Below are 15,399 nucleotides of genomic sequence, written 5' to 3'. Positions count from 1 at the left end.
GTATCCGAGAGTGTTACTCTTGCTGAACTGCTCATGAGCCTTGAAATGGACTATCTTTCAAACTCTAAAGCCTACAGTGTCCCAGTGGGCACAGAATCATCTTATTGCAATGTGGAGTAATTAAGTGGTTATAAAACAATCCGTCAAATCGTGGCTTGTGGCAGCTGGTATTGCTACAGGCCTTGCTTTCGCCGCAAGTAGCGAAGCGAAAGATGCGCAAACGACCGTATTAACGCTTGAGCAAGTTATGGCTAATCCTGATTGGATAGGTAATGCTCCGGAGTCGCCTTACTGGGCTGACGATGGCAAAGCGATTTACTATCGTCAAAAAGTCAAAGGTTTCAGCGAGCGTCAATTGTGGCGTTTAGACTTATCTAATAACAAATTGACCACAGTAAGCGATGCTGAGCTCTTCGAAGTGGACAGTAATCGTGGGACCTTGAGCCCGAATAAGAAGCTTAAGGCTTATAATTTACAGGGCGATTTGTACGTTAAGTATTTAGATTCCGGTGATGTGCGTCAGCTTACTAAAACACTTGCCAATGAAGGGACTCCACAGTTTATTGGCAATGACAAAGTCGCATATCGCAAAGGAAATTCGTTCTATAGTATTGATCTAGCAACTGGCTTAGTGACGCAAATTGCTGATATTCGCTTAAAAGATGATCCTGCAAAAGAAAAAGAACCTGGTTATTTAGAGAAGCAACAAACGCGCTATTTTGATTATGTTCGCTTAAAGCAAGAAGATCGTGCTCATAATAAAAAGCGCCACAAAGAAATCAAAGCAAGCAGCCCTCGCGCCGTTAACGACCCTTGGTATTTAGGCAAAAAAGAAATTCATACTCTAAGCCTCTCGCCAAACGGCCAATTCGTGGTGGTGGGGACTTATGAAAAGTCTGATAAAAAGGGCCGTAGCGACAATATGCCACGCTTTGTCACCGAAGATGGTTACGTTAAGAATGAAACGGTTCGCCCTTTAGTCGGAACTTATATCCCGCGTCATGAAACGCTTTACTTGTTGGATTTGGTAAGCGGTGAAAAAACTGAGCTTTCTTATGATGACTTACCAAAGCTAAGCGACGATCCACTGGCTGACATTAAGCGTGCAACCGCGAAACGCAATGGCGAAAAGTACAAAGCTGATAAACAGCCGCGTGGCGTTGCCGTGTTTGATTGGATTGCTAACCGTGGCATCGAGTGGAATGCTAAGGGCGATAAAGCGATGATCATGCTTTATTCGGACGACAATAAAGACCGCTGGTTAGTAAGCCTAGACACTGAAGGTAAAGAGCTTAACACCGAGCATCACTTGCGTGATATGGCTTGGGTTAACGACTGGAACTTCAACGATTTTGGTTGGGTTAATAACGAGACTATCTTTTTTACCTCTGAAGACACGGGCTACAGTCATCTTCATGTGAAAGAGCTAGGCAGACGACCAAGCGCTTTAACCAAAGGGCGTTATATTGTCGATAGCGTGACAAAAGATCCAAACAGTAATTATTTGTATTACCGTGCGAACAAAAAGCACCCTGGTATCTACGAAGTTTACCGTGTGGATGCTGATGGTGGTGATTCAGAAGCAGTGACGGATTTAGGTGGTAAGAATGATTATGTGCTGTCTCCAGATAGCTCTAAAGTCCTTATTACACACTCTGAAGCCTTGAGCCCGCCAGAGCTTTTTGTAAAGCCTGTTGCTGGTGGCGACGCGAAACAACTGACTTTTACAGCCTCAGAGAAGTTTAAGTCTTTTAACTGGTCGAAGCCTGAATACGTTGAGATTCCTTCGCGCGAAGCAGATCAGCCGATTTATGCGCGTTTATACAAGCCAGAAAATTTTGATGCTGAAAAAGCTGAAAAATACCCAGCGGTGATCTTTATTCATGGTGCCGGCTACTTGCAGAACGCACACCAAGGCTGGTCGAATTATTTCCGTGAATTCATGTTCCATACCTTCTTAAACCAGCAAGGTTATGTGGTATTGGATATCGATTATCGTGGCTCTGCGGGCTATGGTCGTGATTGGAGAACGGCGATTTACCGCAAGATGGGTACGCCGGAAGTTGTCGATCTTATTGATGGTGCGAACTGGATGGAGGCGAATGCAAACGTTGATCGCCAAAACGTTGGTATCTATGGCGGTTCTTACGGTGGTTTCCTAACTTTTATGGGCTTGTTTACAGCGCCTGACGAGTTCGCTGCTGGTGCGGCACTTCGTCCTGTAACTGACTGGGTTCATTACAATCATCCGTACACATCAAACATCCTCAATACACCAGAGGTTGATCCTGTGGCCTATGAGCGTAGCTCGCCGATTGAGTTTGCGGAAGGGTTAAATAAACCATTACTGATTGCGCATGGTATGGTCGATGATAACGTATTCTTTAAAGATACAGTTCGCTTAGTTCAGCGTTTGATTGAGCTTGAGAAAACCGAGTATTTCGAAACAGCGATTTATCCAATCGAACCACACGGTTTTAAAGAGCCATCAAGTTGGTTAGATGAGTACAAGCGTATTTACTACTTGTTTGAAGAGCACTTGAAAGACTAAAGCACGATAATAAGTTGTAGTTAATAAAAAAGAGGAGCCGAAGCTCCTCTTTTTTATTTTACAGCGAATACCTATTAGTGTTTATAAGCTATTCTCTGACTTGGTAATATCGCCTAAAAATATCTCACGATAGGCGATGTAAGTAACGCCGATAAATATTGGCATTACCAAGGTGTTTATAAGGACATTGAATAAGAGGTTCACCAAAGGGTTAGCGAGGAGACTGCCAAACATGGTTAATATTAACGATGATAATAAAACGATAACAATACCGCAGACAATTAAGGTTAATACAAACACTAGTACGGCAAAGAAGTTTTTAAGTCCGCCAACTAAGCTGTTTCCCAAGGACGGGAGTGCGTTTTGTCCACTAAATAATATAAGACTAACCGCAAACCAAGTCGCTAAAGAAATTAACAAGAACAGTAAGACTCCCCACGGGATTGCAGGTGAGATCTGCTTTAGAACTGACTTTGTGTAAGCTTCGTCACCAGCTTGAACTCTTGTAAAATCAATGGCGTTCAGCGTATCAAATCCAATAATCGACATCAGCACAATCACTGCTACTATTACTAAAGCAATCGCTAAGACAGTGTAGACCATCAGCTGTACCACGTTCGGGTGTTTAAAAGCTTCGAACAATTGAAGGGGTTTGACACCGCCTTGCTTGATGTAAACCGCATGTGCGCCTAATAATAAACCGGCAACTAACATTGGATTAATGATAGCAAACAAGAATGCTGTCGGCGGCAATAAAGCAGGGATCAGCGTCGTCATTAGCGAGTAAATTAGCGCGGCTATAAACCACACTTTAAAGTGTGGTGCATAGATTTCGCTTAAACTGCGCTCCAGCCAGAAAAAGCCTCGCAGGGGCGACACTGTCTGACTTTGTGCAGGCTCGTACGGGCTTGGGCTCTGTTCGTCCTCGTGAATAAACTCGTTATTATTGTCCATTACTTCAAGCCCTAAACGATAGAGTTGACTTCATCAAAGTCAAAGCGTGGGCTTCTTGGGAATAGGTCTTTCTTTGTGCCGTAGCCAAGGTTGCACAAGAAGTTAACCTTAGTGCTAGTGCCCGAAAAGAAAGCCTCGTTAACTTTACCTGGGTTAAATCCTGACATAGGGCCACAGTCCAAGCCTAAAGCGCGGGCTGCCATGATGAAGTAACCGCCTTGAAGCGAGCTATTACGGAAAGCTGTTGATTCAATAAATGAGTCATTGCCCACGAACCAGCTCTTTGCATCCGTATGTGGGAATAGCTTTGGCAAATGCTCATAAAACTCCATATCCATACCAATGATGGCACAAACTGGCGCAGCCATGGTTTTATCCACGTTACCTTCCATCAAGCAGTCTTTAAGCTTTGCTTTGGCTTCATCACTTTTCACAAAAACCACGCGCATCGGACAGCAGTTAGCTGAGGTTGGTGCCATTTTGACCAAATCGTGTAATTTGTGTAATAGCTCGTCTGAAACTTCTGTATCTTCAAAATCGTTATAAGTACGAGCTTCGTTGAATAGGGTGTCGAGAGCGCTTTGGCTTAGCGGCTCTGCATGCTTTTTAGTGTTATCTGACATAATTACCTCTTTATCACTTGATTTATGGTGCATTTTACCGATTGTTTTACCATAATAAAGGTATCTTTATTGAGAAAATTGTAAACCTTAATGAAATTATTCCGACATTTCGCCTCTTCTGTGAAGAATGTGGGCATGATTGGTTTAGCCGTTGTCATGCTCGCTGCTTGTGACTCAGATGATAAGTCGAGTGCATTATGTGAAACGCATTTTAATGCCAAAAGTTACAAGGTAGCTGTGAAACATTGCGAAAAAGCAGTGGAACATAACTATGCCGATGCAAAATATTACCTCGGATTAATTTATATCGAGCAAGGTCAGCAGGCTAAAGGAAGTTCGTTAATTGAAGCGTCCGCCAGCTCGGGGTTTTATAAAGCCGAATTTCACCAAACAGTTAGGGTTCTACTAGAAGGGGACGACCCGGAAAGCGTAGCGCAAGCACTACACCGAATGCAGCAATACGCTGAAGCTGGGGATGATGTTGCGCAGTATTGGATGGGGAATGTTTTTCTATTTGGTAGTGCCAAGCAAAAACCAAGCCCCAATGAAGCCAGCTACTGGTATCAAATGGCGGTTAAACAAAACAACCTACGAGCTATGAATAATCTCGCATGGATTAAAGCCTTGGCTCGCGACAGTGAGCTGTATGATCCAGCTGGGGCGGTAGAGCTAGCCTTAAAAGTAGTGAAGAAATACCCCAAAAGTCATGGTTATCTCGATACGTTAGCGGCTGCTTATGCGGCTAACGGCCAGTATGAATTAGCGGTCGAGGTGCAACAGAGAGTCATTGAGCTCGCCAAGTCTGGTGAGTGCAAAAACTGTACGTCGAAACTTATTGAGTATTACCAAAGGCATCTTGAGCACTATCTAAAAGAAGAACCTTTAGAAGAAACCTTGTTCGATTAACTGCTCTAATGATAAGTTGAACTTTGTAGCATTGAGTATATGACTTGGACTTTTATATTATTAATTTATTAAGGAATTTATGAGACACACTAATACGAAAACTCTTTGTTTAATTTCCTTAAGTGTCGCCGTTGGGCTTGGTGGCTGTGTCAGCAATAAAGGTGCTCCTAGCCTTGCAGAGCAGGATAAACAATGGTTTTGTGTGCCTCAAGATTCTAAAGAGTGGGTGTGTGAAAAAGATGATACAAGCTTTAAGCAGCTCGCCCCGCCCAAGTCTACAGAAGTTGAATCCCAGTGGACGGTTGGTGAAATACCTCAAGATAATAGCGCTAACGAAGCGACTTTAGATATAGAGGACGAAGGCGAGGGAGTAAATGAACTTTCGACGCCCAAGCTAAACAATAACCGTGCCCAGCCCGTTAACTCAAGTATCGTGAGTAACCCACCTAGCGAACCCTCCTTAACCGAGGGCTCTGAGTCATCAGTTTCACAAGAGTCAATCAATGATAAAGGCTCGTCAGAACTCCAATCAATAGAGATATCGCCCTGGATTGTACAGTTAGCGGCTTACAGCACAAAAGACGCCGCCGAACGGTTTGTACGACGCTTAGGAGAAGGGACAGTTTTTAAAACTCTCGTTAAAGGAAAGCACTATTTCACTGTGGCATTAGTGGGCTTCGATAGTAAGTTAGACGCTGAAAGGGCTGCAAAAGTGTTGAAAAAGCGCCAGCTAGGAGTGTCTCCTTGGGTGCGAACTGGCACTTCCTTTGAAAAGATCTTAAGTAACTAGTCCATATTAATAATATCTAATAGCTCAATTTCTATGGGCTTTACCGTGCTTTCCACAATGCGCCCGAGCTCTTCTTGGTTTTGGTAGACGATTATCGTTGGCGTATATTTCACTTCGGCTTTTTTAGCCAGCCCTTCACTATCCGACTTTTGTCTATCTAGAGTGATCAGTTGCAGTTGTATATTGGGGTTACTAAGTGCTTTTTTAAGCTGAATGAGTCTTGGGATCTCACGCTGGCTATCGTGACACCAAGTACCAAGGTACGCAGTGATTTGAGTCGGGGTAGTTACCGCATTAAGTTGCTCGAGCGCCTCGCTATTTAAAGGACTATTTCTTTTAACTGCAAACAATGGATACTGGCTTTGCAACTCCTCTATAGTCATGGGGCCTGAGGCATCCATGTGCTGAGCGAAGCGACTGTTTTCTGATTCGCTATTATCGCTATGAGGGCTTGTGCACGCAGCAATAGTTCCAAAAAAAGTAGCAAAAAATATGAGTTTGGCTGTCATGAGTCGTCCTGTTTAAAGTTAAGGCTTACTGAGTTTACGCAAAAGCGCTGACCGGTTTCTGTAGGGCCGTCGTCAAAAACATGACCAAGGTGTGAGCCACACTGGGCACAGAGGATTTCGGTGCGAGTCATACCATGGCTGTGATCTTGTTTATAAGCGATGGCTTTGTTGTCCTGCGCTCGATCGAAGCTTGGCCAGCCACACCCTGCGTCAAATTTAGAGTCATGACGAAAAAGTGGCGACTCACAACAGACGCAATGATAAATGCCTTTTTCTTGATGCAAATTGTATGCGTCTGAAAAAGGTGGCTCAGTGCCATGTTGCTGGGTCACTTGATAACTGAGTGTGTCTAGCTCTTTAGCGCGCTGTTGCGCCACAGATTTTAGTGGAGGGTGGGCTATATGAAACTGGCTCCACAATTGCCAATTATGTGGAACTGGCGCGTTAATTTTCGCGGCTTGATCCAGCAAATAACCGTTAATAGCGTTGATTTCCGTAAGATTTCCCTGCTGAATATCTTGCAACATCGAAGAGTTATTGGCTGCTGTGGCTTGGATAACGTTTAGAGTAATATCTTTTAATGCTTGCTCAAAGTTTAAGTCGAGGTGGTCAGCAAGGCGTTGATTTTCGTTGATGAGAGCTAGTACTGTTGGTTTTTTGTCATGATCAAGCAAAGCCCCGTTTTTGCACTGGTAAATAGCGGTTAAAGGATTAATTACTGCATTAATAAACAGCTTTTGCCAGAGAACGGTTTTAATGTCTGAGTGCCACTGACCATTGACTGCTTCTAGAACATTCGAGCTTAAAAAGTCTGATGGCTCGGTGGTATGAAAACTACCAAAAGTAACAGAACCACGCCCTGCATAATGGACGGTGTTTGATTCTGAGGCAAATGCGCCGTGGGTATTGCTAGCGAAATAGATTTGTTCTGGCTTAACAAAACGTAACGCTATTTGCTCATGCCCCATACCGTTTTGAAACAGGACTATTTTGGTGGTATCGCTGATAGCGTGGCTAATGGACTCTAGAGCTGTTTCTAGCTGATGAGACTTGACGCAAAGCCAAACTTGCCCTAATTCATCACATTCAGAGGCAGTTATAGTGGGAATTTCATGGTAAATTTGTTGCTCTTGGTCATGCAGACACCATAGGCTTGAGCGAGCATTGTTTTCGGCTCTGACAATTAACTGGCAATCGATAGACGCTTCGGTTAGTTTATGAGCTAACAACTGGCCAACCGCGCCAGCACCAAGAATAGAAATCATGATGTACCATCATTAATGAATTGAGAATTATCTTATAGTGATTTTAACAAGAAAAAAACTCCTGAACAGTATTCGAAACTTTGTCTACTTTCAGCCTGAGGTCTTTAGGATGTTGTTCCTTGGGTTTTCGGCTGGTCTTCCTTTGTTATTGGTTTTAGGAACTCTCTCCTTACTGCTTAAAGACGCCGGTATATCAAAAAGCGAAATAGGCTTCGCTTCGTGGATTGGTTTAGCATACTCCATCAAAGTTCTTTGGTCGCCTGTTGTTGATAATTTTAAGCTGCCCATACTCAGTCGCTTATTGGGAAAGCGAAAAGGATGGCTCCTGTTTGCACAGGTTGGGATCGCGATTGGTCTATACATGATTTCACAGACTGACGCCGGCACACATACTCAACGGTTGGTAATATTCGCTTTAATAACAGCGTTTTTGTCTGCAACCCAAGACATAGTGATAGATGCTTTTCGGGTAGAGTCAAACGATGATAAAAAACAAGGTGCAGCGGCAGCAACTTATATTATGGGGTATAGGTTAGGGATGATTGTTGCTGGAGCTGGCGCTTTGAAGTTAGCCGCTAACTTTGACTGGTCAACTAGTTACCAAGTTATGGCGCTTTGTATGGGCGTTGGTATTATTGGAGGCTTACTATCACCGGAGCCACCACATAAAAAGCAAGTTCTCGGCGAAACAGATCTCGAGAAGGAGATCACTGAAACAGTACTGCAACCTTTAGCTGAAGATAAGGTTAGGCTAAAACATAAAATAGAATCATCAACAGCTTTTCAGTATTTCGTAAAAGCCGTGTTATCGCCATTCGTCGACTTCTTTAAGCGTTATAAATGGTGGGGCTTGGTAATCATAGCCTTTATTCTATCGTTTCGCGTTAGCGATATCGTACTAGGTGTTATGACAAATGTATTTTATGACGACATGGGTTTTACTAAGGACGAAATCGCTGATTATTCAAAGATATACGGCGTTATCATGACTATTTTAGGTGCTTTCATTGGCGGCTATGTCGTCAATAAAGTGAAAATCCTGTGGTGTCTGTTGTGGGGAATTGTTTTAGTTATCTTAACAAACCTATTATTTGCATATATGGCGACTCAACCGAAAGATGTGGGCTTTTTAATTGCTGTGATTAGCGCGGACAACATGGCTGGAGGCTTTTCGATGGGGGTCTTGATGGCTTACTTTGCTACGCTCATTAACCAAGAGTTTACGGCCACACAGTTTGCACTTTATACATCTTTGATGACTTTAACAGGAAAAATCTTAGGCGGTTTCAGTGGCGTGAACATCGAAAACTGGGGCTATCCCATGTTTTTTACTTACGCCGCTTCGTTAGGAATCCCTGCCTTTTTATTAATTCTTGCGTTACTGTATCGAGAGCGAAGGCTGAGTAAGGAACAATAAAAAAGGCGCCATGAAGCGCCTTTTAGGGTTTTGCTCAAAATACAGTTACAGGTGTAGCGTAAAGCCTGCATAAATACCGTCGATCTTGATGTCACTAGCTAGTGAATCAAAGTTATCAAACTCTACGTCAAATGTGCGGTAGCCTAGCTCCACTCCAAAGCCGCTGTCTCCCTCGTAAGCAACGTAAGCTTTGATATCAGAAATTTTATCACCAGATTTTTCGCCGATGTTCACGATGGCGCCTGTTCTAAGGCCAGTGAATGGTAAGTCGAACTGAGCTTTACCGTAGATCGTAGGAACTGTACCTTTTAAGTTTAAACGTGAGCCAACAACGCCATTTGTCGCGGTGTAGTTGATTTCAGTAAAACCATCAAACTCTTTTGCCGTTAAACCTAGATCTAAATTTACCCAGTTATCGAGTAACTCGTAATATAAAGTGTAGTCAGTATGTGAAAAGTCATAAGCAGACGTTAATTCGCTACCTTCGGCGAAGACAACACCATCGAAGGTGAAAGTCTTTGATGCATTGCCAATAGCGCTACCTTCTAAATTGTTTTGCTGGACCTTAATATTAGGTAGAAAAGGTACTGGATGCTCGAAAGCGACGTAATAGGTATTGTCGTCGCTGTCTTTAAAGCCAAGATCTTGGTTTAAATCAACATTCTGGTCGCCTGAGCTAACATAACCGTCTAGATCATAATTCCAGCGCTCTGCACCAGCATATATGCCAATAAAGTCAGCACTTGCAGTACCTGAAGCGGCTAGAATGGCGCTTGCGATAAGTGTTTTCTGTAATTTCATGGGGGATATCCTCTATTTATATTTGGTGCTATTTTATAGCTTTTTATAGGTAAAAAATACCTAACCTATCAACTGTTCTAACTTCCAGACGAATGAATTGCTATAATTGTGACATCTTTATTGAATGATAAATTATTGTGGACGAACGATTTGGTGGAATAGCGAGGCTTTATGGGCAAGCTGCGCTTGAAGTATTTAAAGAATCTCATGTATGCGTTATTGGCGTAGGTGGTGTTGGCTCTTGGGTGGTTGAGGCGCTGGCTCGGTCTGGAATCGGTAAAATCACCATGATTGACCCTGACGAAGTGAGCGAAAGTAATATTAACCGTCAGCTAGTGGCGCTTGGGAGTACAGTTGGTAAGGGGAAATGTGATGTTTTAGTCGAGCGCATTGCCGATATTAATCCTGATTGTGAAGTCACTGTGGTCGAAGATTTATTGAAGCCAGAAAATACTCGAGAGTTGATAGACACCAAGTTTGATTACGTGGTCGACGCGATTGACAGCGCTCGAAGTAAAGCAGCCTTAATTCGTCACTGTAAGCGCAACAAAATACCAATCGTTTGTATTGGTGGGGCAGGAGGCCAAGTCGACCCACAGCAAATCACTGTGGCGGATATTACACGGACCCATAATGACCCCTTGCTTGCTAAAACACGCTACATTTTGCGCTATGACTACGGATTTTCCAGTAATCTGAAGCGCAAATACCAGGTTCCTTGCGTCTATTCCACTGAGCAACTATCCTACCCTTTACCTGATGGGGGCATAACTCACCAAAAGCCCGACTCGGATAGAGCCTTGCGTATGGCGTGTGACGTAGGAATGGGCTCAGCTACACATATAACAGCAACATTTGGCTACTTCGCCGTGGGATTATTATTAAAGAAATTAGCTACAAAAAAACACTAAAACTAGCGCTTATCATCGTTTAAACTACTGAAAAACTAATTATTAGAAAGGATTTTACATGAAAAAAATAACCATTTTCCTGCTTGGCATTTTGATGGCTTTCTCAGCCACTGCGCAGTCTAAAGTCATTCCGATAGAAGACTTTGCTAAAAAATCACAATTTAAGTCTGCAAAAATATCTCCTGATGGAAAACATGTGGCTTTCACCTACGAAGATGGCAACCAGGTGAAATTAGCCGTTATGGATTTAGACAATAAAGAAATCAAAATCTCTTTTGAGGCTGGTGATGACAGAGAAGTTCTTATGTTTCACTGGGCGAATAACGAAAGAATTTTAATGCTACAAAGGAAAATTACTGGCTGGCTAGATGGCGCAAGAGAATATCCTTTGTTGGTCGCAGGAAATATTGATGGGACTAAGCGTGATATTTTGTGGGATTTTCAACGCTCAAATCTAGAAATTATTTCCAGATACGATCAAAACTCAGAACAGATTTTGATTGGGAAGTACCACTGGCAAGATCGAGATGTAAAGCTGCATCGGATGGATATTTATAAAGGTGAAATGTATTTTAACTCGGACTCGCCTCGTCCCTTAGGCGAAAACGGTATGATTCGTTCAATTGATGTCGATTTGAACGACGAACCAAGAGTTGCTGTAGAGTATGACTTGGTTGATGAAGATGACGCGACCGATGATGTGCAACGTCTGCACATAAAAAATAAGCATGGTGATTGGGAAACCCTTATCCTGCCAAGAAAAAGAGATGATATTCCGGCAGTTGCTCCTATAGGATTTAATAAAGATAACGACAAATTTTACTTCACCTCAAATCACGATCTCGATCATGATGGCGTTAAGGGGTTATTTGCAATTGATACCGAAACGAGACATATAAAACTATTATTTAGGCACCCTGACGTTGATATCCTAGGCGGTATATATGGGCCTGATGATGAAGTGATTGGCGCTTACTATGAGCCTGGATATCCAAGTTATTATTACTTAGACGAGCAATCATCAGTAGAAGAAGTTAAGTTCCACAAAAACCTAAGAAGTAGCTTTAAAGGCTCTAGGGTTAGCATGAGCAATTATAGCGATGACGGGACACTAACTGTAGTTAGGGTATCTAGCGATAAAAATCCGGGTGACTTTTATTTGTTTAATCGGAAAACAAATAAAGCAAAGTACATTGCTAGCTCCATGCCGCATATAAAACCAACACAGATGGCTTCTGTAGAGCCATTCGTTATGCAGGCTCGAGACGGTTTAAAAATGTATGGTCAAATGACTATCCCAAATGGTAAAGAATTAAAAGATCTCCCCATGGTAGTATTCCCGCATGGTGGTCCTTATGGTGTAACTGATTTCTGGGGCTATGATTGGCGTGCGCAGTTATTAGCTAATCGAGGCTACTTAGTGCTTCAGTTAAACTATCGTGGCTCGGGTAACTACGGCAAAGACTTCCAAGAAGCAGGTTATGGGGAGTGGGGAACCAAGATGCAAGACGATCTAGCCGATGCAACGCTTTGGGCCATTAAACAAGGATTTGCAGATAAAGAGCGCATCTGTATGCACGGTATCAGTTATGGAGGCTACGCCTCAATGCATGCGGCAGTTCGTCATCCAGACTTGTATCAGTGCGTTATCCCTGAAGCTGGCCTTTATGATATTGAATTGCAGTGGGACAAAGCTGATTCATTCCGAAATGCAACAACAGCCTACAAAAATAGCTGGCTAGCTCGTGCCTTTAGTTCATCAGAGGAAAATGTTTTAGAAGCTCGTTCCCCAGCTTACAATGCCGACAAAGTAAAAGTACCAGTGTTCCTAATTCATGGTGAAGATGATATTCGCGTTCCAATCGACAATGCTTATGTTATGGAAGAAGCACTGAAAAAGGCGGGAAAAGAGGTCAAGACTTACTACAGGGAAGATGGTCACGGTTTCCAAAAAGTTGAATACCGTATCGAATCATTTGAGCAAATCTTCGACTTTTTAGAAGAGCATATCGGTAATTAATCCAAGCCGTTCAGTATCCAACTCTAAGCCACCTTCGGGTGGCTTTTTTTTGATGTCTAAAATCTCCAGATGCTACTACCCCTTGAAAAAAATTGATTCGTTCCTATATAGACTATGAGCGTTAAGTCTCTGAGAGATTAGCGCCGTAACATCAACATTTTATATTGCTTCTAATGGAGGATATACCTTATGAACAGAATCGATTTAACACCTTTATACCGTAGTAGTGTTGGCTTTGATCGCTTAGCGTCATTGTTAGATAGCACATTACGTGGTGAACAAACCTCAGGTGGTTACCCACCTTACGACATCGAAATTCTCGATGAAAACGAATACGCAATTACTATCGCTGTTGCTGGATTTGAGCGCGATGAGCTGGATATCCAGACAGAAAAAGGCGTTTTAACAGTGCGTGGTCGTAAAGCCGACACTGATAAAGAGCGCAATTTCTTGCACCAAGGCATTGCCAACAGAGCCTTCGAGCGAAAGTTCAATTTAGCAGATTATGTGGAAGTGACTGACGCAAACATGAGCAATGGTCTTTTAACGATTAACTTGGTTAAAGAAATCCCTGAGGCTATGAAGCCTAAGAAGATTTCAATTGGTCAAGCGGATACAAAAACCATTGAACATCAGTCAGAGAAAAGCGAAAAGGTCGCTTAACTTTATAAACCATAAATCTTGCTTATAAAAATCTTTGTTGAAAATAAATAGGGGCCACTGGCCCCTATTTTTTATGCATGATTCTAGCATTGCAATTATTGTGCTAATCGCAATAATGTATTGAGTAAAACTTGAGTACCTTTCTCAACATCATCCCAATGCGACCATTCGTCAGGCGCGTGACTCACGCCACCGACGCTCGGTATAAAGATTAATCCAGTGGGAGTGAGATCGGTAAAGAATTGAATATCATGACCGGCGCCACTAGGCATTTTCATATAAGAGTAATCTAGGGCTTTAACTTCTTCCTCAATTAAATCCACAACTTCTGGGCTAAAGTGTTTAGGCTCGAGCCAGCTCATTTGCTCATACTCAAAGTAGAGTTTGTGTTTGCGTGCTATGGAAGACAAAACTTTACGACAACTGTTGGCTAATTGATGCATGACATCTTCCTGCATATCACGGCCGACAATAGTAAAGTGTGCTTCACCTGGAATGGTGTGGGCATAACCCGGCTTTAAATCCACTCGACCGATAGTGATACGACTTTTATCGGTGCCTTCTTCGTCGATAATACGACTAATTTCATGAGCAAAATCAGCAAGCCCCATGAACGCATCACTGCGCATATCCATTGGTGCGGTTCCGGCGTGATCGGCTTTACCCTTTAATTTCACTAACCATTTAAAAACACCAGAAATACCATCGACCACACCGATGCACTTATTAGAATTTTCAAGGACAGGACCTTGCTCAATATGCAGCTCAAGAAACGCTTTCATACTCGAAGGATCGCGACGAGCGCGCAAGGTATCATGGACATTTAAACCACACTTTTCTAGCGCATCTTTTAGATATTCGCCTTTAGGATCTCGTGCAGACTCTAACCATTCTAAAGTCAGGTTACCGCTTAATGCCTGCGCACCAAGCATGCCCCCAAAACGACCTTCTTCTTCACTGGTTCCGATGATTTCAATCGGGCAATTGACGTCGATATTATTTTCTTGGATAACGCGGATGCATTCTAAACCTGCAACGACGCCTAAAGTACCGTCAAACATCCCGCCAGCGGGTACTGAGTCGAGGTGCGAACCTATGAGGATTGCAGGTTTGTCCGGATCACCCAAACGGCCACAGACGTTGCCTGCGCCATCCATGTGTGTTGTGAGCCCTGCATCTTTAAATTTTTGCATCATCCATTGTCGGGCTTCCATATCAATTTCTGTCAAACCTTGGCGATAAATTCCTTTATCTTTTTCGTTAAAACCAAACTTTGATAATTCATATAAATCATTTTCAATTCGTTCGATATTAATTGAAGAGATAATGTTTCCTTGTTGTTGGTGAGCTTATGATTAAATTATAACCACGTGTTTGATCTAATTTCAAAGCTTTGCTAAGGTGGGTTGTCTTTCGCAGAGACAGCAACCTTAGGTTATGACCAAGTACGTGGTACCGGTCTTCCTCTTCCTGCTGACATTAAGTAGCGGGGTAGCTGGCAGTCAATGTAATGGGCGGCAATGTCCCATATATTTGCAGCTGAAGGAAGGTAAGGACGAGGTAATTACAGCTGGCCATTTTAATTTAGTGTGGCCCACCGAGAAGGAAACGCTCACTTCTAAGCAGCAAGCTTTAGAGGGTGACAGCGAAGGTGAATCTTCAGTAATTAAAAGTGCATTACTCGATAATGATCAGCACCCTGCAACACATCTAAATATCTCCAAAAATCAAAACTTTTCAGAAGTTAGCCATTCAATCAAAATTCACAGCACTCAGCGTGCGATAAGCTTAACCGGATTTTCCGATGGCGTTTATTACGCGAAGTTATTTGATGCTAATAAGCAAGCCGTGAGCAACACGGTTCGAGTTATCATTGAGCATCATTCGATGTTAAAAGTTTGGCTAATTTTTCTTTCTGGAGCCACATTATTTTTAATACTTATTGGTTATATGTTGGTTACAGTCTTTCGACATAAAGAAGAAGCATAA

General features: G+C 42.7%; 14 protein-coding genes. 8 read left to right on the top strand and 6 right to left on the bottom strand.

The window, feature by feature from the left end:
• The first annotated feature begins 130 nt into the window (after positions 1-130).
• On the top strand, positions 131-2,551 hold the full coding sequence (locus ABD128_RS04840; protein ID WP_425545681.1) for a prolyl oligopeptidase family serine peptidase: 2,421 nt from the start codon (positions 131-133) through the stop codon (positions 2,549-2,551).
• Between the two features lie 81 nt (positions 2,552-2,632).
• On the opposite strand, the gene ABD128_RS04835 is transcribed toward ABD128_RS04840, so the two are convergent.
• On the bottom strand, positions 2,633-3,505 hold the full coding sequence (locus tag ABD128_RS04835) for a BPSS1780 family membrane protein (protein WP_343987330.1): 873 nt from the start codon (positions 3,503-3,505) through the stop codon (positions 2,633-2,635).
• A gap of 11 nt (positions 3,506-3,516) precedes the next feature.
• The gene (locus ABD128_RS04830; RefSeq protein ID WP_343987327.1) at positions 3,517-4,128 is read right to left on the bottom strand and encodes a malonic semialdehyde reductase; all 612 of its coding nucleotides are present in this window, start codon (positions 4,126-4,128) and stop codon (positions 3,517-3,519) included.
• Positions 4,129-4,218: 90 nt separating this feature from the next.
• On the opposite strand from ABD128_RS04830, the gene ABD128_RS04825 reads away from it, so the two are divergent.
• The gene (locus tag ABD128_RS04825) at positions 4,219-5,034 is read left to right on the top strand and encodes a tetratricopeptide repeat protein (protein ID WP_343987324.1); all 816 of its coding nucleotides are present in this window, start codon (positions 4,219-4,221) and stop codon (positions 5,032-5,034) included.
• A 79-nt stretch (positions 5,035-5,113) separates the two neighbouring features.
• A complete protein-coding gene (locus ABD128_RS04820) occupies positions 5,114-5,824 on the top strand; it encodes an SPOR domain-containing protein (RefSeq protein ID WP_343987322.1) in 711 nt (236 codons plus the stop codon).
• Here the strand turns inward: ABD128_RS04820 and ABD128_RS04815 are convergent.
• Together ABD128_RS04815 and msrB are read right to left on the bottom strand one after the other, a co-directional pair.
• On the bottom strand, positions 5,821-6,333 hold the full coding sequence (locus tag ABD128_RS04815) for a thioredoxin family protein (protein WP_343987319.1): 513 nt from the start codon (positions 6,331-6,333) through the stop codon (positions 5,821-5,823). The genes ABD128_RS04820 and ABD128_RS04815 overlap by 4 nt on opposite strands.
• Complete coding sequence (msrB, locus tag ABD128_RS04810; RefSeq protein ID WP_343987316.1) at positions 6,330-7,598, bottom strand: peptide-methionine (R)-S-oxide reductase MsrB; 1,269 nt, start codon at positions 7,596-7,598, stop codon at positions 6,330-6,332. The genes ABD128_RS04815 and msrB overlap by 4 nt, the downstream gene beginning before the upstream one ends.
• Positions 7,599-7,635: 37 nt before the next feature.
• Between msrB and ABD128_RS04805 the strand changes: the two genes are divergently transcribed.
• The gene (locus ABD128_RS04805; RefSeq protein ID WP_343987313.1) at positions 7,636-9,015 is read left to right on the top strand and encodes an AmpG family muropeptide MFS transporter; all 1,380 of its coding nucleotides are present in this window, start codon (positions 7,636-7,638) and stop codon (positions 9,013-9,015) included.
• 45 nt (positions 9,016-9,060) lie between these two features.
• Here ABD128_RS04805 and ABD128_RS04800 read toward each other — a convergent pair whose 3' ends face one another.
• Positions 9,061-9,816: a TIGR04219 family outer membrane beta-barrel protein gene (locus tag ABD128_RS04800; protein WP_343987310.1), complete on the bottom strand. Its 756-nt coding sequence runs from the start codon at positions 9,814-9,816 to the stop codon at positions 9,061-9,063.
• A gap of 137 nt (positions 9,817-9,953) precedes the next feature.
• On the opposite strand from ABD128_RS04800, the gene tcdA reads away from it, so the two are divergent.
• The 3 genes from tcdA to ABD128_RS04785 all read left to right on the top strand — a co-directional run bounded on the left by tcdA (position 9,954) and on the right by ABD128_RS04785 (position 13,410).
• Positions 9,954-10,727: a tRNA cyclic N6-threonylcarbamoyladenosine(37) synthase TcdA gene (gene tcdA, locus ABD128_RS04795; protein ID WP_343987307.1), complete on the top strand. Its 774-nt coding sequence runs from the start codon at positions 9,954-9,956 to the stop codon at positions 10,725-10,727.
• Between the two features lie 58 nt (positions 10,728-10,785).
• The gene (locus tag ABD128_RS04790; protein ID WP_343987304.1) at positions 10,786-12,747 is read left to right on the top strand and encodes a S9 family peptidase; all 1,962 of its coding nucleotides are present in this window, start codon (positions 10,786-10,788) and stop codon (positions 12,745-12,747) included.
• Positions 12,748-12,936: 189 nt separating this feature from the next.
• Positions 12,937-13,410: an Hsp20 family protein gene (locus ABD128_RS04785; RefSeq protein ID WP_343987301.1), complete on the top strand. Its 474-nt coding sequence runs from the start codon at positions 12,937-12,939 to the stop codon at positions 13,408-13,410.
• A gap of 95 nt (positions 13,411-13,505) precedes the next feature.
• Here ABD128_RS04785 and ABD128_RS04780 read toward each other — a convergent pair whose 3' ends face one another.
• Positions 13,506-14,735: a Zn-dependent hydrolase gene (locus tag ABD128_RS04780; protein ID WP_343989357.1), complete on the bottom strand. Its 1,230-nt coding sequence runs from the start codon at positions 14,733-14,735 to the stop codon at positions 13,506-13,508.
• Positions 14,736-14,847: 112 nt separating this feature from the next.
• On the opposite strand from ABD128_RS04780, the gene ABD128_RS04775 reads away from it, so the two are divergent.
• Complete coding sequence (locus ABD128_RS04775) at positions 14,848-15,399, top strand: hypothetical protein (RefSeq protein ID WP_343987298.1); 552 nt, start codon at positions 14,848-14,850, stop codon at positions 15,397-15,399.

Source organism: Kangiella japonica, assembly GCF_039523535.1.
GTDB classification, from domain to species: domain Bacteria; phylum Pseudomonadota; class Gammaproteobacteria; order Enterobacterales; family Kangiellaceae; genus Kangiella; species Kangiella japonica.
This window is presented reverse-complemented; position numbering and strand designations above follow the sequence as displayed.